Consider the following 21,824-nt stretch of genomic DNA (forward strand, 5'->3'; position numbering starts at 1 on the left):
TTTGCTTATATCACTCGTTTTTTTGAGACAAAACTAGATTCACGTACAAATATTAAGTATTTTATTAGTCAGCTACTACGCGTGTTTTCTTATGCCGTAGTTGCCATAACTCCGAGCTCTTTTATGCTAAGTCGCACAGTGGTTTTTGCTGTACCGATACGCGTTAAGAGCCAGTGACATGTTGTCACAAGGGCTTAATTGGAAATGATTATGCCTCCCGTGTTTGGAAAGGTGTTCCGTGGCGCAACAATTCGAAGATAGATTCCATCGCAAATTTTATTATTTGCGCTTGTCGGTTACAGACGTCTGTAACTTTAAATGTACTTACTGCTTGCCGGATGGTTATAAACCGTCAGGGCAAAAAAACTCGTCTTTTTTAAGTGTTCCCGAAATCAAACGTGTTGTAAAAGCGTTTGCAGATTGTGGTACCTCAAAGATCCGCATTACAGGCGGAGAGCCGAGTCTGCGTAAAGACTTTCCTGAAATCATACATACCGTTGCCTCTACTCCAGGTATCAAAAAAGTAGCCACGACAACGAACGGCTATCGCATGGAGAAACAAGTAGGACAATGGCGTGATGCTGGTTTAACCCATATAAACGTCAGTGTGGATAGCTTAGATTCACGCATGTTCCATCAGATCACTGGTGAGAATAAGTTTACCGAGGTTATGCGAGGCATTGATAAAGCGTTTGATGTTGGCTTTGAACAAGTCAAAGTCAACGTTGTATTGATGAAAGACCTCAATAGTCAGGAATTACCAGCTTTCCTTAATTGGATCAAAGACAAATCCATTCAATTACGTTTTATTGAGCTGATGAAAACTGGCGAGATGGACGAGTTGTTCGATAAACATCACGTATCTGGCGTTGCGATTCGTAACCAGCTCATTGCCAACGGTTGGCTATTAAAAGTTAGAGCGGTTAATGACGGCCCTGCACAAGTGTTTGTCCACCCAGACTACCAGGGTGAAATCGGTTTGATCATGCCTTACGAGAAAGACTTCTGTGAGAGTTGTAACCGACTGCGCGTTTCTGCGACCGGTAAACTTCACCTATGTCTCTTTGGCGACCATGGTGTTGAACTGAGAGATCTGATTCAAGAAGATCAACAAGAGCAAGAGCTCATTGATCGAATTCAGGCTCAGCTTCAAACCAAGTCCGTTAGCCACTTCTTACACGATGGCAACAGCGGCATGACTCCAAACTTGGCGTCAATCGGCGGTTAATCCGCTACACACTCTAAAGCATTTTGTCGCTCAGCCTATTTAGGCTGGGCGAATCAGTCTAATCATTGAAAAATTTATATAGGTGAACAAATGGGTCACGCAGAAAGCAAATTTCAAGCAGCAAACATCGCAGTACTAACCGTTTCAGATACGCGTACAGAAGAAAATGACACGTCAGGTGGTTACTTAGCTGAGCATGCAAAAGAAGCGGGTCACAACGTGGTTGATAAGCAAATCGTTATTGACGACATGTACAAGATCCGTGCGATCGTATCTAAGTGGATCGCTGATGAAAGCGTACAAGCGATCATGATCACTGGCGGTACGGGTTTTACTTCTCGTGACAGCACGCCTGAAGCGCTTAAGCCACTATTCGACAAAGAAGTAGAAGGCTTTGGTGAGCTATTCCGTCAAGTATCTTACGAAGAGATCGGTACATCTACAATTCAATCTCGTGCGATTGCGGGCTTTGCTAACCACACAGTAATCTTTGCGATGCCAGGTTCTACAGGTGCTTGTCGTACGGGTTGGACTAAGATCATCAAGCAACAGATGGATGCTAGCCACCGTCCTTGTAACTTCATGCCACATCTTTCTGTATAAGGTGGTTTGAGCATGAGCCAATTTACCCACATTAACGCGTCTGGCGAAGCAAACATGGTCGATGTATCGGCTAAAGCAGAAACGGTACGTGAAGCGAGAGCGGAAGCTTTTGTTCAAATGTCAGCAGAAACGCTAGAGCTGATTGTTTCTGGTAGCCACCATAAGGGTGATGTTTTTGCGACGGCACGTATTGCTGGCATCCAAGCGGCGAAGAAAACGTGGGACTTGATTCCACTGTGTCACCCTCTACTACTAACTAAAGTAGAAGTGCAGCTTGAAGCGATCGAGTCTGAAAACAAAGTACGCATCGAATCAGTATGTAAGCTAGCTGGTAAGACAGGTGTAGAGATGGAAGCGCTAACGGCTGCTTCTGTTGCTGCACTGACGATTTACGATATGTGTAAAGCTGTTCAGAAAGACATTGTTATCGAGAACGTACGCCTGTTAGAGAAGACGGGTGGTAAATCAGGACACTTTAAGGTGGAATCATGATTACTGTACTTTTCTTTGCTCAAACTCGTGAACTTGTCGGTGTCGATAGCGTTGAAGTTGATGCGCAGTTCAAGACGATTGAAGCGATTCGCAGCCACCTTGTTACTCAAGAAGGTAAATGGGACATCGCTTTGGAAGAAGGAAAACTTCTGGCTGCACTTAACCAGTCAATTGTACCTTTGGCGACTGAAGTGAAAGACGGCGATGAAGTGGCTTTCTTCCCACCGGTTACTGGAGGTTAGCCATGAATGACTCTCGAGTTATTGATCCAAGAGTATTAGTTACTGCTGAAGATTTTTCTGTGGGTGGCGAATACGATTATCTAGCTCAAGGCACATCTGCGGGAGCGGTTGTGACGTTTGTTGGTAAAGTTCGCGACATGAACCTTGGCGACAACGTGATTGGTTTGTCTCTAGAGCACTATCCGGGTATGACAGAGAAGTCGCTGAGCGAGATCTGTGATCAAGCTGAAGCGCGTTGGCCTATTCAGAAGATACGAGTGATTCACCGTGTTGGTGACCTAGATATCGGTGACCAGATTGTTTACGTTGGTGTATCGAGTGCGCACCGCGGTGCGGCATTCGAAGCGTGTGAGTTTGTTATGGATTTTCTGAAAACCAAAGCGCCGTTTTGGAAAAAGGAACGTACTACTGAAGCAACTCGTTGGGTCGATTCTCGCGATTCAGACACGAAAGCTGCAGAGCGTTGGGAAAAATAAGCTCTCTAGCAAGTTTCAGTAAAGTTAATTTAAAAAAGCCGACATCATTGTCGGCTTTTTTACGTTTTGTAACTATTAAAGATAGCGAAGTATGTATACGTCATTATGGTTCTTTATGCATAACTTGTGAGTGTGTAGTCAATCAGTATTATGCGCTTATATTTATAGGCTTTTACTCTGTTTTTTGTAGAGTGATATTTCTCACACTTAGAGGAACTTGGTTAGGATATATGTGAGTCAGAATTAGATTTCATGTGTCATTAATGTTAATTTCTTGGTCTTGTTTTAGCATAAGATGCTATAAACAAGAATCAAGTTAGTTTTATTAACATTAATGGTTTTTTACCATTGTTTGATGCTTGTTAAATCACTATTAATCTTTGTTTTGGCGGAATATTACACTAACTTATTGATGTTTTCGGGGAGTTATCCGATTCCATGCCAGTTTTTTATGGAAAATTACTTCAATGATTGCTAGTGTGTTCCGCAATCTTTGTAAGGTTTTAGATTTTTATGCTTAAATTTTGAGCAAAATAAATCTAAATCACTATCCGTTTAGTACGCCGAACAAAGAAGTCATGGATGCAAAATAAAAACTTGGAGTTTAATGCATGTACAAGAATAAAATCACTCAAGCCCTTCTTCTAGGTGCTGGTTTGGCAATGGCTGCCACTTCTACTACAACAATCGCAGCTGACGTACCTGCTGGTACAGAATTGGCAACATCTCAGGATCTCGTTCGTGGTAACGGTACTGAGGTAGCGACAATTGACCCGCACAAATCTCAAGGTGTACCAGAATCACACGTAATTCGTGATTTACTTGAGGGACTAGTGAACCAAGACGCAGATGGTAACACCATCCCTGGCGTTGCGAAAAGCTGGGAAACGACAGACAACAAAACTTTCACATTCCACCTTCGTGATGATGCTAAATGGTCTAACGGTGACCCAGTTACTGCAGAAGACTTTGTATACAGCTGGCAACGTGCTGTAGACCCTGCAACTGCATCGCCTTACTCTTGGTATATGGAATATACTAAGATGGTTAACGCGAAAGACATCATCGCAGGTAAAAAAGACAAGAGCGAACTAGGTGTTAAAGCACTAGATTCTAAGACTCTTGTTGTTGAACTAGAAACAGCAGTACCTTACTTCGTAATGATGACTGGTCATACAACGACTAAGCCTGTACACAAAGCAACTGTTGAAAAATACGGTGATCAGTGGACTAAGCCTGAGCATTACGTTGGTAACGGTGCATTTGCAGTTGATAAGTGGGTTCTTAATGAGCGTTTAGTTCTTAAACGTAATGAACAGTACTGGGATAACGACAAAACAGTTCTAAACAGCGTTACGTTCTTACCAATCGAGAACCAAGTAGCTGAAATGAACCGTTTCCTTTCTGGTGAACTAGATTTCTCTTCTTCGGCTCTTCCTGTTGAGCACTTCAAACGTCTTAAGAAAGAATACCCTGAATCAGTTTCTGTTGAAGGTAGCTTGTGTACTTACTACTACTCATTCAACACTAAGAAGAAGCCTTTTGATGATGTACGTGTTCGTAAAGCAATTTCATATGCTATTGACCGTCCAATTGTAACTAACGCGATTCTTGCTCAAGGACAAAAACCAGCTTACTTCCTAACTCCTGAAATCACAGCTGGCTTCAACCCTGAGCTTCCAGCTTACGCTCAACTATCTCAAAAAGAACGTAATGCAGAAGCGGCACGTCTACTTGAAGAAGCAGGCTTTGGTAAGGATAACCCGCTAGAGTTTAGCCTTCTTTACAATACAAACGAAAACCACAAGAAAATTGCAGTAGCACTTGGTTCTATGTGGAAGAAAACATTAGGTCTTAAAGTAACTCTTGAGAACCAAGAGTGGAAAACATACCTATCTTCTAAAGACCAAGGTGATTTCGAAGTATCACGTGCTGGTTGGTGTGGTGACTACAATGAAGCGTCTTCTTTCCTAACTCTAATGGTTAGTAAGAATACAACGGCTGGTCAGCACTGGGCTAACCCAGAGTATGATGCAATCATTGATAAAGCATTGTCTTCAACATCTGAAGAAGAGCGTACAGCTCTATACATGCAAGCAGAAGATCTAATTGCTAAAGATATGCCAATTGCGCCTATCTACCAGTATGTTCGTGCTCGACTGCTATCTCCTCAAGTTGGTGGCTTCCCTGCTAACAACGCTGAAGAGAAGATCTACTCAAAAGATCTTTATATCAAAGCTAAGTAACTTCTAAGCTTATAAAACTATAAAAAATCTAGGTACTGTATGTGATTCATCACATGCAGTACTTATTCAATCTATAATATTTAGATTGGTTTCATTAATTTATTGTCACAGACTGAAAGAGTGAGTTTATGCTTAAATTCATCGCAAAAAGGATATTTGAAGCGATTCCAACCATGTTGGTATTGATTACTATATCTTTCTTTCTTATGCGCTTTGCGCCAGGAAACCCGTTTTCAAGTGAAAAACCATTGCCACCAGAAGTAATGGCTAACATTGAAGCAAAATATGGCTTAGATAAGCCAGTATTCGAACAGTACACTACGTATCTATTTAATGTCGTTCAGGGCGACTTTGGTCCATCTTTCAAATACCTAGATTACTCGGTAAATGAATTGATTTATGGAGCACTTCCTGTATCAGCAAAAGTAGGTTCAATCGCCTTCCTCTTTACTATTATTATGGGGGTATCGGTCGGAACCATTGCGGCACTGAAGCATAATACCTGGGTGGACTACACCATAATGTCTACCGCCATGCTCGGGGTGGTCATGCCGTCTTTTGTATTGGCACCCGCACTCATTTACTTATTCTCCTTATATTGGAATATCTTCCCTGCTGGTGGTTGGCATGGCGGAACCTTTATATACATAGTCTTACCTGTTATTGCGATGTCTTTGCTATACGTAGCTACATTTGCTCGTATCACTCGCGGCAGCATGATTGAGACGCTGAACAGTAACTTTATCCGTACTGCTCGTGCAAAAGGTTTAAGTTACCCATATATCGTTTTAAAGCATGCACTTAAGCCTGCAATGCTTCCTGTAGTTTCTTACATGGGGCCTGCTTTCGTAGGTATCATCACAGGTTCTGTTGTTGTTGAAACTATCTTTGGTCTTCCAGGGATTGGTAAGCTATTTGTAAACGCAGCATTTAACCGTGATTACTCGCTAGTAATGGGTGTAACCATTTTGATTGGTTTCCTATTCATCTTATTCAACGCAATTGTTGATATTTTGCTAGCAGTAATTGACCCGAAAATTCGCTACTAACAGGGACGTATGGTTATGTTGACGAAAAAAGAAAACTTAGATGCGATTGAAAAATTTTCTGAAAATTTAGAAATTGAAGGTCGTAGCTTGTGGCAAGACGCCCGTATCCGTTTTATGCGAAATAAAGCGGCAATGGTGAGTCTATTTATCCTGACGCTAATGGTGCTTGCGGTTACATTTTTACCGATGTTAGCGCAGTATGCTTATGATGATACTGACTGGTATGCAATGCACGTAGGTCCAAATGCAGATCACTGGTTTGGTACTGATAGCCTTGGTCGTGATTTATATGTACGTACTTTAATTGGTGGACGTATATCACTAATGGTAGGTGTGCTAGGTGCGTTTGTTGCAGTACTTATTGGTACACTTTACGGTGCTGCATCAGGTTTCATCGGTGGACGTACTGACCGTGTGATGATGCGTATCCTTGAAATCCTTTACGCTGTTCCATTCATGTTCCTAGTTATCGTACTAGTAACATTCTTTGGTCGTAATATTGTACTAATCTTTGTTGCTATCGGTGCTATTGCTTGGCTAGATATGGCTCGTATTGTACGTGGTCAAACGCTGAGTTTACGTAGTAAAGAATTCATTGAAGCTGCCCATGTTTGTGGCGTTAGTAAATGGAAGATCATTACACGTCATATCGTTCCAAATGTATTAGGTATTGTAGCGGTTTACTCAACTCTACTAATCCCAAGTATGATTCTTACTGAATCATTCTTATCTTTCCTTGGTCTTGGTGTTCAAGAGCCTATGACAAGTTGGGGCGCGTTGTTACAAGAAGGTTCGCAAACGATGGAAGTTGCTTTATGGCAATTGTCTTTCCCTGCGGCGTTCATGGTAATCACTTTGTTCTGCTTCAACTATGTTGGTGATGGCCTGCGCGATGCGCTGGATCCAAAAGACAGATAAATAAAATAGCAAATAAAAGCTATAAAAGATTAAGGAAGCAATGATGAGCTTATTAGATGTCAAAGATCTGCGCGTCGAATTTACCACGCAAGATGGTATCGTAACCGCAGTTAATGATCTGAACTTCTCCCTAGAGCAAGGTGAAACCCTTGGTATCGTAGGTGAATCAGGTTCAGGTAAATCACAAACTGTATTTGCATTAATGGGTCTACTGGCTAAAAACGGTATTATCTCAGGAAGCGCACAGTTTGAAGGTAAAGAAATTCTTAACCTTCCAGAAAAAGCACTGAATAAAGTTCGTGCTGAACAGATCGCAATGATCTTCCAAGATCCAATGACTTCACTGAACCCTTATATGAAAGTATGTGATCAGTTAATGGAAGTACTTATGCTACATAAAGGCATGGGTAAATCAGAAGCATTTGAAGAATCAGTAAGAATGCTTGAAGCGGTAAAAATCCCTGAAGCTCGTAAGCGTATAACTATGTACCCACACGAGTTTTCAGGTGGCATGCGTCAACGTGTAATGATTGCTATGGCACTTTTATGCCGTCCAAAGCTATTGATTGCAGATGAACCTACTACGGCTCTTGATGTAACTATTCAAGCTCAGATCATGGATTTGTTGAATGAACTTAAAGATGAGTTCAATACTGCAATCATCATGATTACTCACGATCTAGGTGTTGTTGCTGGCTCTTGTGACAAAGTGTTAGTTATGTACGCAGGTCGTACAATGGAATACGGCACTGTGGATGAAATTTTCTATAAGCCAAGCCACCCTTACGCAGAAGGGCTTCTTAAAGCTATTCCTCGTTTGGATACTGAAGGTGAAATTCTACCGACTATTCCAGGAAACCCACCAAACCTATTACGTCTGCCAACTGGTTGTCCTTACCAAGACCGTTGTCACCGCGTGGTAGATCGTTGTAAGCAGGAAGCACCTATTCTTCAACCATTTGGCGATGGTCGTCAGCGTGCTTGTTTTTCTGACTGGGAGACTTGGACAAAATGAGTGTAGATAAAAAACTTTTATTAGATATTAGTGACCTAAAAGTTCACTTTAGTATTGCATCAAAATCAGCTTGGCCATGGGCTAAGCCATCGAACCTTAAAGCTGTAGATGGCGTGAATGTTCGTTTATTTGAAGGTGAGACGCTAGGTGTAGTTGGTGAGTCTGGATGTGGTAAGTCAACTTTTGCTCGTGCAATTATTGGTTTAGTTGAAGCGACTGAAGGTGAAGTACTTTGGTTAGGTCAAGACTTGACGAAAATGCAAGAAGTTCAACGTCGTGAAACGCGTAAAGATATCCAGATGATTTTCCAAGATCCTCTAGCATCTTTGAATCCGCGTATGTCCGTTGGAGATATTATTGCTGAGCCTCTAGAGACGTTTTACCCAGAACTTTCTAAAACTGAAGTTAAAGATCGCGTTAAAGAGATGATGGCGAAAGTAGGTTTGTTACCTAACGTAATTAACCGTTACCCGCATGAGTTTTCAGGTGGTCAATGTCAACGTATTGGTATTGCACGAGCTCTAATTCTGAAACCACGCATGATCATCTGTGATGAACCAGTATCGGCACTTGATGTTTCTATTCAAGCTCAAGTTGTTAACTTGTTGAAAGAGCTACAGAAAGAACTAGGCCTTTCATTGGTTTTCATCGCGCACGATTTGTCTGTTGTGAAGCATATTTCTGACCGTGTTCTGGTAATGTATTTAGGTAATGCAGTTGAGCTTGGTGAGTCTGATGCTCTTTTTGCCGACCCTAAACACCCATATACTAAAGCGCTTATGTCGGCAGTGCCGATCCCAGATCCGCATCTTGAACGTAATAAGAAAATTCAGATGTTAGAAGGGGATCTACCTTCTCCGATTAATCCGCCTTCAGGCTGTGTTTTCCGTACTCGTTGCCCACAAGCAACAGAAGCTTGTGCGCAAAATAAACCTCATATCCAAGGTAATGATGTACACGCTGTTTCTTGTCTACATGTTGAAGTTTAATAGCTAACGTACAAATATCGATTCAGCCTGTGACAGGCTTAAGCGCGATTCTTTTAGGGTCGCGCTTTTTTTATCTAAGTAGATAGTCATTTCAGCCACCTCTTGTTCAGATTTTTTGAATAACTGAGCCTAATTCTTATGGTTTTTTTATTTTTAGACACTTTTTATAATGATTTAACTCAGTGTAGAAGTTCGTTCAAAGATTGGAGATCGATATGGGAAAGTTAGTTGAAGGTGTTTGGCACGATGTTTGGTATGACACCAAAGAAAGCGGTGGTAAGTTTATACGAGAAGATTCGGGGTTTAGAAATTGGATTGAAAATACCCTGTCAACGAAGTATCAGCCTGAATCTGGACGTTATCATTTATATGTTTCACTGGCGTGCCCGTGGGCGCATCGAACCTTGGTCTTCCGTGAGTTAAAAAAACTAACCGACCATATTGATGTCACTGTTGTCTGCCCTGATATGATGAATGAAGGATGGCAAATGGGGCTACCAGAGCCTATATTTGGTCATACTCGTATGCACCAAATCTACACTCAAGCCAAACCTGACTATTCAGGTCGAGTGACGGTTCCAGTGTTATGGGACAAGAAAACCAATACCATAGTGAGTAATGAATCCTCTGAAATTATTCGAATGTTTAACTCATCATTTGATGAGCTTACAGGCAATACTAACGACTATTATCCTAGAGCGTTACAAAAAACGATTGATGAATGGAATGACTATATCTATCCGAGTATCAATAATGGCGTTTATCGTACGGGTTTTGCTACAACTCAAGAAGCGTATGAAGAGGCATATGACGCGTTATTTGAAGCCTTAGACAAAGTCGATGCTCACCTTAGTGACCACCGTTATTTAGCGGGTAATGATATTACAGAAGCAGATTGGCGATTGTTTACGACTCTAGTTCGATTCGACGCGGTGTATGTTGGTCACTTTAAGTGTAATAAGCAGAGAATTGCTGACTACGTCCATATTCAAGGTTACCTAAAAGAGCTTTATCAGATAGAAGGCATAAAAGAGACGACTGATTTTTATCATATCAAGCGGCACTACTATTATAGCCACACGGGGATTAATCCGACTCAAGTAGTACCGAGTGGCCCTAGTTTAGATCTAGAATCAGCTCATGGTCGTGGCGAGTTGTAAAATACTTCACCACAGTTTTATTTTTCAAATATACAAAAAGGCACGCTATTAGCGTGCCTTTTTAATTGGAGAGTGTAAGAAACTAAAATTAGTTTACTACTTTCTCTTCAGCTTGAGCAGCTTGGTCTGCTTGGATAGCCGTAAGAGCTACAGTGTAAACGATGTCGTCTACTAGAGCACCACGAGACAAGTCATTTACTGGCTTGCGCATACCTTGAAGCATTGGACCGATAGACACTAGGTCTGCTGAACGCTGTACAGCTTTGTAAGTCGTGTTACCAGTATTTAGGTCTGGGAATACGAATACTGTCGCTTTACCCGCAACTGGAGAGTTAGGTGCTTTAGAAGCAGCTACGTTTTCCATGATAGCAGCGTCGTACTGTAGAGGACCGTCGATCACTAGATCAGGACGTTTCGCTTGAGCAAGTTTGGTTGCTTCACGCACTTTATCTACGTCTGCACCTTTACCAGATTCACCAGTAGAGTAAGAGATCATAGCAACGCGCGGGTCGATACCGAATGCTGCAGCAGAATCTGCGGATTGGATAGCGATTTCAGCAAGCTGTTCAGCTGTTGGATCTGGGTTGATCGCACAGTCACCGTATACAAGCACTTGATCAGGCAGAAGCATGAAGAAGATTGAAGATACGATAGAAGCATCAGGAGCTGTCTTGATGATCTGGAACGGAGGAACGATTGTGTTTGCCGTTGTGTGAACAGCACCAGATACTAGACCGTCAACTTCACCAGCTTCAAGCATCATAGTACCTAGGAATACCGAATCATCTAGCTTCTCACGAGCAACAACTTCAGTCATACCTTTAGCGCCACGAAGTTCTACTAGACGAGCTACGTAGTTTTCGCGAACTGATGCAGAGTCGATGATCTCAACGCCAGCACCTAGCTCAACACCTTGTTGTGCAGCAACACGACGGATTTCGTCTGGGTTACCAAGAAGTACACAAGTTGCAATACCACGTTCAGCACATATAGAAGCTGCTTTAACAGTACGTGGCTCATCACCTTCTGGAAGAACGATACGCTTAGCCGCTTTACGAGCAAATTCAGTTAACTGGTAACGGAATGCTGGTGGGCTCAGACGACGAATACCTTGAGTTCCTTCAGATAGAGAGTCAATCCAAGGACCATCAATGTGGCTTGCAACGTGATCATTAACGAATTCGATACGCTCTTTATCATCTGCAGGAACTTCTAGGTTGAAGCTCTGTAGGTTAAGAGACGTCTGCCAAGTGTTACCTTGAGCTTTGAAGATCGGTAGACCTGAAGCGAATGCTGGTGCACAAAGGTTAGCAATGCTTTCTGGAATGTCGTAACCGCCAGTCAGAAGGATTGCACCAATCTCAACACCATTTTTCGCAGCAAGAGCTGCAGCAACGATAACATCAGGACGGTCTGCAGAAGTTACTAGCAGGGAGCCAGGTTTGAAGTGCTCAATCATGTGCGGTAAAGAACGTGCACAGAAAGTGATGCTCTTAATACGACGAGTTGAGATTTCACCTTCATTAACGATATCAGCGTTAAGGTGCTTAGCCATATCAACTGCACGAGTTGCGATTAGGTCGATGCTCCATGGCACGCAACCAAGAACACGAATAGGGCTAGAGTTGAAGATTTGCATTACTTCAAGGTTTGCTTGCTGAGCGCTATCTGCATCATCGAAGATTTCAGATAAGTCAGGACGAGTACGACCAGCTTCATCAACAGGAGCGTTAAGCTTGTTGATGATTACGCCTTTGATGTTCTTGTTCTTAGTACCGCCGAAGTTAGAGCATGCTACTTCGATACGCTCTTTAAGTTGCGTAGGGTTGTCTGTGCCAGGAGTCGCAACGAATACGATCTCTGCACCTAGTGTTTTAGCGATTTCCGCGTTCACTTGGTTTGCAAATGGGTGCTTACGAGTAGGAACTAGACCTTCGATTAGCGTTACTTCTGCGTCTTTATTGATTTTGTTGTATTGCTCAACAACAGACTCTAGAAGCTCATCCATTTTTTCGCTACCGATCAAAGCTTCAGCTTTAGTCATTGCGATTGGCTCACCAATCTTAATGTCGCTGTTTGCGCTGATGATAGTAGATGTTAGATCTGGTTGGTTACCACCGCTGCGAGGCTGAGCGATTGGCTTATAGAAAGAAACACTTACGCCCTTACGCTCCATAGCGCGAAGAACACCCATGCTTACACTAGTAAGACCAACACCAGCGCTTGTAGGGATAAGCATAATAGTACGTGACATTGACGAACACCTTTGACTATTGGAAATAAAAAAAGCTCAACTGCTATTCCCACCGATATTTAAATTGGGGTAGGAATAGAAGTTGAGCCCCATTTTCTTGATATGAAAAACTGACTAGCTTCGAGTGAAGCTAGTCAGGAAAATCAATTAAAGACCTGCTAGTTTCGCAGTGTCTTCAGCAATTACTAGCTCTTCGTTAGTAGAGATAACCATTGCAGGGATACGGCTGTTAGCTGTAGTGATAGTACCTTCGCCGCCGAAACGAGCTTTAAGGTTAGCTTCACCGTCAACTTCGATGCCGAAGATGCCTAGGCGGTTAAGAACCATTTCACGGATTGGACCAGAGTTCTCGCCGATGCCGCCAGTGAAAGTTATTGCGTCCAGACGACCTTCTAGAGTAGCAGTGTAGCCAGCAACGTACTTAGCTAGACGGTGACAGAACACGTCCATTGCACGAGTTGCTTCTTCTTTCTCACCGTAGTTGTCTTCAACGAAACGACAGTCAGAAGTCACTTCAGTTAGACCAGCAAGACCAGACTCTTTAGTTAGCATGTTGTTGATTTCTTCAACAGAGTAATCAAGAGCGTCGTGTAGGTGGAAGATGATCGCAGGATCTAGGTCACCACAACGTGTACCCATTACAAGACCTTCAAGAGGAGTAAGACCCATAGAAGTATCTACAGATTGACCGTTCTTGATTGCACATACAGAAGCGCCGTTACCTAGGTGACAGTTGATGATGTTAACTTCTTCAACTGGCTTGTTTAGTAGGCCTGCAACTTCACGAGTGATGAATAGGTGAGAAGTACCGTGCATGCCGTAACGACGGATGCCGTGCTCTTTGTACAGGTTGTACGGTAGAGCGTATAGGTAAGACTCAGAAGGCATTGTTTGGTGGAACGCAGTGTCAAAAACAGCAACGTTTTGTAGACCAGGGAAGTTCTGTTGAGCTGCTTCGATACCGATAAGGTGCGCAGGGTTGTGAAGAGGTGCAAAAGTTGCAGCGTCTTGAATACCCTTAAGTACTTCATCAGTGATAAGTGCTGATTTAGTGAACTGCTCGCCACCGTGAACGATACGGTGACCGATAGCGCCAAGGTTAGCTTTAAGCTCAGGCTTAGAAGCAAGAATAGTTTCTACCATGAAAGATAGTGCTTCTACGTGAGCTGCGCCCGCGCCTAGTTGTGCTTCGTGCTTGCCATCAAGTTTCCACTTCATACGAGCTTCTGGAAGACCTAGACACTCAGCAAGACCAGTTAGGTGCTCAGCACCTGTTTCTGCATCAACTACAGCAAATTTAAGAGAAGAACTACCACAGTTTAAAACTAAAACTAGCTTAGACATTAATGACTACCTGTTTATTTTTCTGATCGAAATCAGTTAAGGATGAAAATTAATCTCAAGAATAGACGAAGCACGGTAGCTTGCGTACTAACCTTGGTCAAAAAAACGTTAATTTCCGTATTAAAGTGAAAGCGCACTTTTTCAGAAAAGAGGCTTTTGCATTCCTTGCAGAAGTCGTCCCAAAGTTGCTTAAATTGTAAATAAGGGCAACAATGAGATTGAGGTCTGCAAATAATAGCGATATTGTGCAAATATAACAAAAAAATTTGAAAGAATATTATTTTTCGTCAATTTTTTGTGTTTTTAGTTGATGATTTCAACTTTTTTTTAATGGGAGACTCATATGAGTAATAGAGTTGGTTTAGCTAGTAGTTTAAAAGATGGCCAAAAGTATATGGATCTCTGGCCTGTTCGAAAAGAGTTAAACGCTATCTTCCCTGAGCAGCGCATCATTAAAGCTACACGTTTTGGTGTAAAAGTGATGCCTGCGATAGCTGCTATTAGTGTTCTTACACAAATGGTCTTCAATAATTACCAAGCGATGCCGCAAGCTGTAGTCATGGCGTTGTTTGCTATCAGTTTGCCACTTCAAGGCATGTGGTGGTTAGGTAACCGCTCGAATACTAAACTCCCACCAGCTTTGGTTTCGTGGTATCGAGAACTGCATGAGAAGATCAGTGAAACAGGTTTTGCACTGGAACCAATGAAACCACGTCCACGTTATAAAGAGTTGGCGATTATTCTGAACAGAGCATTTCGTCAATTAGATAAATCTTCAATGGAACGTTGGTTCTAAATATTTTTCTATCAAAGCGGCAAGCTGATCTATAAATGGAGTAAGTAAAGTTTGACTTAACTTACTCCTTTAAAAATAATCTTCGCATCTTCGCATCTTCGCATCTTCGCATCTTCGCATCTTCGCATCTTCGCATCTTCGCATCTTCGCATCTTCGCATCTTCGCATCTTCGCATCTTCGCATCTTTCAATTGAACAAAACCACTTCGATCTCCTTTTGTTGTTTTTATGTTAATTCTTTCTTTCTTTGTTCTTACGTAACTGGTAATAATATTATTAGATGCACAAAAAGTGCACAAAGTTTAACGTCGTTAAAGACAACCACAACATCAAATAATCAAATTGCTGAAATCAAGGAGTTAAGATGAAAGCAGGTAAAATTATCGCAACCGCCGTTCTTGCAAGTGCAGTATTGCTGTCTTCTACCAGTATTATGGCAAAAACGGCAAAAGTGGCTGTGTCACAGATAGTAGAGCACCCAGCGTTAGATGCCGCTCGGCAAGGATTGCTAGATGGTCTTAAAGCGAAAGGATACGAAGAAGGTAAGAACTTAGAGTTTGACTATAAAACCGCCCAAGGAAATCCAGCTATTGCTGTACAAATTGCCCGCCAATTTGTAGGTGAAAACCCAGATGTACTAGTCGGGATTGCTACCCCTACAGCACAAGCATTAGTCTCTGCGACTCGTTCAATCCCGGTTGTATTTACTGCGGTAACCGATCCTGTTGGTGCCAAGCTCGTTAAGCAATTAAAGAAGCCTGGAAAAAATGTTACAGGGCTTTCTGATTTGTCACCGGTAAGCCAACATGTTTCTCTAATCAAAGAAATTTTACCAAATGCCAAATCGATTGGTGTCGTGTTTAACCCTGGTGAGGCGAACGCCGTCACGTTGGTGGAACTACTTAAAGATGCGGCAAAAGCGCAAGGTTTGACTGTTGTTGAGGCTACGGCTCTTAAGAGCGCTGATGTTAAGTCTGCCACTCAAGCGATTGTCGCGAAATCAGACGTAATTTATGCCCCTACAGATAATACGGTAGCCAGCGCGATTGAAGGTATGATTGTGGCGGCTAACCAAGCCAAAACACCGGTATTTGCTGGTGCGACGTCATACGTTGATAAAGGTGCTATTGCTGGTCTAGGTTTTGATTATTACCAGGTTGGCGTACAAACTGCTGATTATGTAGCAGCAATTTTGGACGGTGAAAAGCCGGGAACATTAGATGTAAAAGTTGCTAAAGGGTCTGATCTTGTAGTGAATACAACAGCAGCGAATAAGCTTGGTATTTCTATTCCTAAATCAGTCACTGAACGCGCAACTAGCGCTAAATAATGAGCTTAGCTGAGCCAATAGGCAGTTTTTTTGAATAAATACTCCGTTGGCTTTTTTACTTTATAAGTAAAGGAGTAGATATGTCTGCTTTTGCATTTTTTGGAGCATTAGAAATAGGGCTGCTATATGGTCTTGTTGCTCTTGGAGTGTACCTCACATTTCGTGTCCTCGATTTTCCGGATCTCAGTGTTGATGGCAGTTTCCCTATGGGTGCGGCCGTCGCGGCAACGGCTATTGTAGCTGGAATAGACCCTTGGATAGCGACAGGTATGGCGATTGCTGCCGGCGCCGCTACTGGTTGGGTTACCGCTTTTCTCGCAGTACGATGTGGGATTTTGCACCTGCTAGCGTCAATTTTAACGATGATCGCTGCTTTTTCTATCAACATTAGAATTATGGGGCGTCCTAATATTGCATTGTTAGGAGAAGAAACGATTCTGACTCCATTTGAAATGCTTGGCGACCCGATGTATATCCGCCCACTAGTGGTCGGCGTTCTTGTCTTAGTATCTGCTTGGTTTATTGTTCGCCTGTTAAACAGTGATTTTGGGCTTGCTTTGAGAGCAACTGGTGTTAATTCGCGAATGGTGTCAGCTCAAGGTGGAAGTACGTCGTTTTACACATACTTTGGTCTTGCATTATCTAATGGTTTTGTCGGGTTTTCAGGGGCGCTTTTTGCTCAAACGAACAGCTTTGCAGACGTGACCTCTGGGGTAGGTACTATTGTGGTTGGTTTAGCTGCCGTGATCTTAGGGCAAACACTGATTCCCGGGCGTAAAATTTGGGTAGCAGTGACGGCTGTTATAGTTGGCTCTGTTTTGTATCGTTTAGCGGTGGCATTTGCACTTAGCTCTGGCATGTTCGGACTACAAGCATCTGATCTTAATTTAGTGACGGCGGTGTTGGTTGCTGTTGCATTGATAGCACCCAAAATTAAAGGGAACCTAAAGGCAAAAAAGCGCTATAGCGGTGCCCAAGCCCAAGCCCAAGCTCAAAATCAAGCAAAGCAAGCAGGACAAAAAACAGCAGCTACAGTGACAAAAACGGGAGAAGTAACATGATCAACTTAGAAGACATTCAAGTTACTTTTAACCCCGGAACTATTTTGGAAAACCGAGCGTTAAGATGTGTCAGCCTCGAGGTTCCTGAGCATCAGTTTTTAACTGTGATTGGTTCTAATGGCGCAGGTAAATCAACTCTTTTGGGTGCAGTAACTGGTGAGACACCTATGGTGGGTGGGCAAGTCATCATCAATGGTTTGGATGTTACTCGTCAAACTGTTGACCAAAGAGCTGCTCAGTGTGCTCGAGTGTTTCAAGACCCGCTAGCAGGAACATGCGGCGATCTTACAATAGAAGAAAATATGGCTCTTGCGTATATGAGAGGCAAAAGGCGAGGGTGGAATCTATCAATCTCTTCTAAGCGAAAAAAAATCTTCCAAGATCGGATAAGCATTCTTGGTTTAGGTCTTGAAGATAGGCTCGGGGATAATATTGGTTTGCTTTCTGGTGGGCAACGTCAAGCCGTTAGCTTAATCATGTCTACCCTTTCCGATAGTAAGCTACTATTGCTAGATGAGCATACCGCCGCTCTTGATCCAAGAATGGCTGCTTTCATCATTGATTTAACCAAGAAGGTCGTCGAAGAATTTAACCTGACGGTCATGATGGTAACGCACTCGATGAAAGATGCACTCGCTTGCGGTGATAGAACCGTGATGCTTCATCAGGGGGAAATCGTTCTCGATGTGTCTGGGAACCAAAGGGCGAATATGCAAGTACCTGATCTACTCGAAATGTTCTCTAAGGTGCGTGGGGAGGAGCTTGCAGACGATAGCTTATTGCTCAATTAAATCTTTTTAGTTATGTAGCCCTACAAACCGTGATCCCTTTTGTCATAACGTATTTTTACACTTGTGGCCAAAGGGATTTTTATTATCTTAGGCAATATTATTCTTTAGTGAGTCTTGTGTATGTTGCCATTTCTGTTTCATTCTCAAACCCTAGACGGGGTGACGTTTGAGAATGCTCATCTAACTGTTCTCCTTAAAACTGATAAGCCAGACTGGGAAAGTATCCAAGTTCGTCATGAACCTGATAACGAAGAATATCTAGTCGACTTAATTAAAGTTGGTGAAGAAGGTCGGCTGACCATCTGGCAAGGTACTTTCCCGATTAACCAAGACCGACCCGTGACTCATTATGCTTTCAAAGTGACAAGTGAAAAATCGCAGTTTTGGTTGGATGGAAGTGGAATTCATACTCGAATGCCCGGTCGCGAAGGGCATTATAAATTTAACGCACTAAATCAGCCACCAAGTTGGATTGCTGAGCAGACATTTTACCAAATCTTCCCTGATCGCTTTTGTAATGGAAACCCAGAGATAAGCGTAAAGACAGGTGAATATAAGTTAAAAGATGGCAAAGTCGACGCTGTAGCTAAACCATGGGGCTCGGATATTGGAGGCTATAACGGTACCAGTGCAGCTGAATTTTTTGGCGGTGATTTGGTAGGCATACGCCAGAAGCTTAACTACCTAGAAGAGCTCGGTGTCTCCACTTTATATCTTAATCCAATATTTTGCTCTCCAAGTAACCATAAGTACGACACCACGGATTACTTGAATGTTGATCCGCATTTAGGAAGTAACCAAGAGTTTGCTGAGTTGAGTGAGGATATTCACCAACGAGGAATGAAAGTTGTGCTGGATGCTGTGTTTAATCATACGTCTTCAGAGCATCCTTGGTTGGATAAGTTACAAAGAACGAAAACAGGAGCTTACCTTAACCCTGAATCCCCATACTCTGATTATTATTTCTTTAATGATGACAAGTCTGAAAGTTATATGGGGTGGAAAGGCATTCAATCTTTACCAGTTCTGAATTTCGATAACTCTGAAGTAAAGGAATATATATATGAGTCAGAGGACTCAGTAATCAAGCATTGGTTAAAGCCACCTTATAATATTGATGGTTGGCGTTTCGACGTTATTCATATGCTTGGTGAAGGGGAAGGTGCAAAAAATAACGCTCATTATGTTAAAGCCTTCCGTTCGGCAACCAAGCAACAAAACCCCAATGCGTACGTATTAGGAGAGCACTTTTTTGAAGCGACTTCTTGGTTGCAAGGAGATCAAGAAGATGGGTCGATGAACTATTATGGTTTTGCTCACCCAATTCGTGCATTACTTGCTAACCAAGATATTGCTTACCAACCTATAAATATCGATATGCTTGAGTTTACACAATGGTTAGCTGAATCCAGATCGAAAATTCCATGGTTGAATCAGCTTTCGCAACTTAATCAACTTGATAGCCACGACACAGCGCGGTTTATTACTTTATTAGGTAGTGATGTGGCTCGTCAAAAAATCGCACTAATGTTCCTTATGACGTATGTAGGGGCTCCATGCTTGTACTATGGAACAGAAGTTGGCTTAGAAGGCGGGCAAGATCCTGATAATCGTCGCTCTTTCCCTTGGGGCGAAGAAAAGCAATCTCCATGGTTTAAGATTACTCAATCTCTGATTCAAATTCGAAAGCAAAACCCAAGTTTACAGGTTGGCAGTTATGTGGAGCTTTATTGCGACCAAGAAACATTAGTATTCGCTAGAAGCTTAGGTCATGAACATACGATATCGGTTATCAACTTGTCTGATAAAGAAAAAGTAGTTTCAATTCCGTTTTGGAAGTTAGGAATAGAAGCCGGTCAACTTAAGGGTCTGTTTGGTTATGGGCTAGAAAGCCGAGACTCATTAAATGGGTCTACTGTTACAAACGAACTTAACGTTATCGAAGGTGAGCTAAACTTTACTGTAGGTTCTGTTGAAAGTGGAATCTTCAGTATTACTTCGTCGCTTTAAGGATTATGAGTAAGGCGCAATAAGAAATTAGAATAGCTTTGTTGCCGGTAAGTTATTCTAATTGGACTTAAAACGTCCATTAAAGAATCAAATTTATTTTTTTTCTGTGTGACGAATGGACATGATAAATGTCATTTTTCTGTTAAATTTTAGATATTTAAGCGCTGCGTTCAAAGGAAATTGATAGGCTTTAGGATTATGCCGAATAAATTAGGTTAAAGGTTTTTTTTCATGAAAGTACAGAGGCATTTTAGCCTTAGATTTGTTCTTGGTTTCCCCCTTATCTTTGCGATTGCAGTCTTTGTCTTCACAGTGAAAAGCCATATCAATGTAGTTAATCGTGGTATTGACAATGAATACCAACGTATTGAAGAGGCGATCCAGCGAACGACCAAAGTAATTGGAGCTTTAGATTATAGCTTCACCAATCAATATAAATCGGGGAAAGTGCTGTACTTAGATCATCAACAGCGGGTGGTTGATGGTGTATGTCAAATTTGGCCTATTGATGCTTTGTTATTAGCAAAAGGAAAAGCATTAGAAATTCCATCTGTAGATATTGATTATATGGTGGTTGGCTCAGAAGAGATGTGCGATACATCCAGTGCGCTTTACAAAAGTGCATCTGAGAAAATTTCCTTTGCTCCGATACTATCTTTTCTTTTCGATATAGATGAATATCATGACAGCGTTTATTTCATCCATAAATCTGGCTATGTTATATCTTCACCTGAGTCTGTAGCTTTATCCTTGACTAAACCTCTTCTTAGCACAATTAAAGCTCGTCCGTATTGGCAGTTAACTGCAAACAACCCAGATAAAGTGACCTTGAGTGGTCCTAGTTTAAGCATGATAGGCGAAGCTACTGGTAAGCAGATCAGTATGACTATTCCTGTATTCTTTCAAGCAGAGCATCAGGGAATGCTGGCGGTTTCTATTGATAGTGAACGTTTACTTAATGCAAAAGACGATAACTTATCCGGTCGTTTTAGCATCATTAATTATACTTCTAAACCTTTCCCGCCACATGCAATTCGAACCCACAAGATCGACATTGAGGGTATTGTTTCAAACCATGCTCTTTATTACGAATTGAACTACGCGGGAGAACTGAAAAGCTTCTTATATTCAGAAAAAAATAGTTTGATCATGATACTAATTATCTCATTGTTTCTGATGACATTTCTTTTCTATATCAATTCCAATGTGGAAAGTGACTACTTTAAAGAATTAGCAGCGAAAGATCCTATGACCGGATTATTGAATAGGCGTGGCCTGGAAGCCTTCTGGGCAACTGAAAAGCATAGTCAGCAGTTTGTCTTAGCAGTTTTTGACATTGATGACTTCAAATCAGTCAATGATACCTACGGGCATGATAAAGGCGATGAAGTCATTCGTTTTATGGCTAAAAGCCTTAAAAATAGCGTTCGAAACTCTGATGTTGCCGCTCGTTTTGGCGGTGAAGAGTTTGTTGTTTATTTACGTGGTGATAACACTGAACAAATGCACAAAACGCTGGAAAGAGTGAAAAAGCAAATGTGTGAAGATTCGACTTCGGTATTACCTGATGGCTTTACTATTTCAGGGGGAGTTTATTCATCAAATAAAGCAGAAGAAGGGAACTTAGAAACACTTGGGAATTTTGAAGAGATCTTTAAAGTGGCAGATGAAAAATTATATTCTGCAAAACATTCTGGGAAGAATACCATCGTTTTTTAACCAGATTAAAGTAACCACAGCACTATTCAGTCTTTGGATTTAGGGAGCTACATATAGTAGCTCCCTATAAATATAATGGCTTCCCATAAATAGTGAAATGC

The 21,824-nt window shown here is 41.9% G+C and carries 19 protein-coding genes and 1 riboswitch; of the genes, 17 read left to right on the forward strand and 2 right to left on the reverse strand.

The genetic code is table 11. The features are described 5' to 3' along the window. The first annotated feature begins 97 nt into the window (after positions 1-97). Positions 98-250: riboswitch (molybdenum cofactor riboswitch) on the forward strand. The 11 genes from moaA to OCU78_RS04630 all read left to right on the forward strand — a co-directional run bounded on the left by moaA (position 239) and on the right by OCU78_RS04630 (position 10,418). Continuing rightward, the gene (moaA, locus tag OCU78_RS04580; protein ID WP_137372383.1) at positions 239-1,228 is read left to right on the forward strand and encodes a GTP 3',8-cyclase MoaA; all 990 of its coding nucleotides are present in this window, start codon (positions 239-241) and stop codon (positions 1,226-1,228) included. (Overlaps the previous riboswitch by 12 nt.) Positions 1,229-1,318: 90 nt before the next feature. Next, positions 1,319-1,831: a molybdenum cofactor biosynthesis protein B gene (moaB, locus tag OCU78_RS04585; protein WP_004734027.1), complete on the forward strand. Its 513-nt coding sequence runs from the start codon at positions 1,319-1,321 to the stop codon at positions 1,829-1,831. 12 nt (positions 1,832-1,843) lie between these two features. Next, positions 1,844-2,323 (forward strand): cyclic pyranopterin monophosphate synthase MoaC, encoded by a 480-nt coding sequence (moaC, locus tag OCU78_RS04590; RefSeq protein ID WP_004734026.1) that lies wholly within the window; start codon positions 1,844-1,846, stop codon positions 2,321-2,323. Next, positions 2,320-2,565 carry a molybdopterin synthase sulfur carrier subunit gene (gene moaD / locus OCU78_RS04595; protein WP_137372384.1) on the forward strand — a complete coding sequence of 82 codons (246 nt, stop codon included), beginning with the start codon at positions 2,320-2,322 and terminating at the stop codon, positions 2,563-2,565. Before moaC ends, moaD begins: the two co-directional genes overlap by 4 nt. Positions 2,566-2,567: 2 nt before the next feature. After that, the gene (gene moaE, locus OCU78_RS04600; protein WP_137372385.1) at positions 2,568-3,041 is read left to right on the forward strand and encodes a molybdopterin synthase catalytic subunit MoaE; all 474 of its coding nucleotides are present in this window, start codon (positions 2,568-2,570) and stop codon (positions 3,039-3,041) included. Positions 3,042-3,652: 611 nt separating this feature from the next. After that, entirely contained in the window at positions 3,653-5,287 is a 1,635-nt protein-coding gene (locus OCU78_RS04605; RefSeq protein ID WP_137372386.1) for an ABC transporter substrate-binding protein, read from the forward strand. 128 nt (positions 5,288-5,415) lie between these two features. Then, positions 5,416-6,336 carry an oligopeptide ABC transporter permease OppB gene (gene oppB / locus OCU78_RS04610; RefSeq protein ID WP_137372387.1) on the forward strand — a complete coding sequence of 307 codons (921 nt, stop codon included), beginning with the start codon at positions 5,416-5,418 and terminating at the stop codon, positions 6,334-6,336. Between the two features lie 15 nt (positions 6,337-6,351). Next, positions 6,352-7,254 (forward strand): oligopeptide ABC transporter permease OppC, encoded by a 903-nt coding sequence (gene oppC / locus OCU78_RS04615; RefSeq protein ID WP_137372388.1) that lies wholly within the window; start codon positions 6,352-6,354, stop codon positions 7,252-7,254. A gap of 43 nt (positions 7,255-7,297) precedes the next feature. Next, positions 7,298-8,269 carry an ABC transporter ATP-binding protein gene (gene oppD / locus OCU78_RS04620; protein WP_167493995.1) on the forward strand — a complete coding sequence of 324 codons (972 nt, stop codon included), beginning with the start codon at positions 7,298-7,300 and terminating at the stop codon, positions 8,267-8,269. Further along, entirely contained in the window at positions 8,266-9,258 is a 993-nt protein-coding gene (oppF, locus tag OCU78_RS04625) for a murein tripeptide/oligopeptide ABC transporter ATP binding protein OppF (RefSeq protein ID WP_276607185.1), read from the forward strand. Before oppD ends, oppF begins: the two co-directional genes overlap by 4 nt. A 215-nt stretch (positions 9,259-9,473) precedes the next feature. Beyond that, positions 9,474-10,418, forward strand: coding sequence for a glutathione S-transferase family protein (locus tag OCU78_RS04630; protein WP_137372391.1), 945 nt, complete (start codon positions 9,474-9,476; stop codon positions 10,416-10,418). 88 nt (positions 10,419-10,506) lie between these two features. On the opposite strand, the gene pta is transcribed toward OCU78_RS04630, so the two are convergent. Both pta and OCU78_RS04640 read right to left on the reverse strand, forming a co-directional pair. Then, positions 10,507-12,672 (reverse strand): phosphate acetyltransferase, encoded by a 2,166-nt coding sequence (pta, locus tag OCU78_RS04635; protein WP_137372392.1) that lies wholly within the window; start codon positions 12,670-12,672, stop codon positions 10,507-10,509. Positions 12,673-12,819: 147 nt separating this feature from the next. After that, entirely contained in the window at positions 12,820-14,016 is a 1,197-nt protein-coding gene (locus OCU78_RS04640; RefSeq protein ID WP_137372393.1) for an acetate kinase, read from the reverse strand. Between the two features lie 343 nt (positions 14,017-14,359). Between OCU78_RS04640 and yfbV the strand changes: the two genes are divergently transcribed. The 6 genes from yfbV (at position 14,360) to OCU78_RS04670 (ending at position 21,723) form a co-directional block, all read left to right on the forward strand. Then, on the forward strand, positions 14,360-14,812 hold the full coding sequence (yfbV, locus tag OCU78_RS04645; RefSeq protein ID WP_137372394.1) for a terminus macrodomain insulation protein YfbV: 453 nt from the start codon (positions 14,360-14,362) through the stop codon (positions 14,810-14,812). A gap of 364 nt (positions 14,813-15,176) precedes the next feature. Then, positions 15,177-16,142 (forward strand): ABC transporter substrate-binding protein, encoded by a 966-nt coding sequence (locus OCU78_RS04650; protein ID WP_137372395.1) that lies wholly within the window; start codon positions 15,177-15,179, stop codon positions 16,140-16,142. 80 nt (positions 16,143-16,222) lie between these two features. Then, a complete protein-coding gene (locus tag OCU78_RS04655) occupies positions 16,223-17,203 on the forward strand; it encodes an ABC transporter permease (protein ID WP_137372396.1) in 981 nt (326 codons plus the stop codon). Beyond that, positions 17,200-17,994, forward strand: a complete 795-nt coding sequence (locus OCU78_RS04660) for an ABC transporter ATP-binding protein (protein WP_137372397.1) — start codon at positions 17,200-17,202, stop codon at positions 17,992-17,994. The genes OCU78_RS04655 and OCU78_RS04660 overlap by 4 nt, the downstream gene beginning before the upstream one ends. Positions 17,995-18,114: 120 nt before the next feature. Next, entirely contained in the window at positions 18,115-20,004 is a 1,890-nt protein-coding gene (malZ, locus tag OCU78_RS04665; protein WP_137372398.1) for a maltodextrin glucosidase, read from the forward strand. A gap of 231 nt (positions 20,005-20,235) precedes the next feature. Continuing rightward, complete coding sequence (locus OCU78_RS04670; RefSeq protein ID WP_137372399.1) at positions 20,236-21,723, forward strand: GGDEF domain-containing protein; 1,488 nt, start codon at positions 20,236-20,238, stop codon at positions 21,721-21,723. Positions 21,724-21,824 lie beyond the last annotated feature (101 nt).

Origin of the sequence: Vibrio gallaecicus (genome assembly GCF_024347495.1) — a bacterium.
Lineage (GTDB): Bacteria > Pseudomonadota > Gammaproteobacteria > Enterobacterales > Vibrionaceae > Vibrio > Vibrio gallaecicus.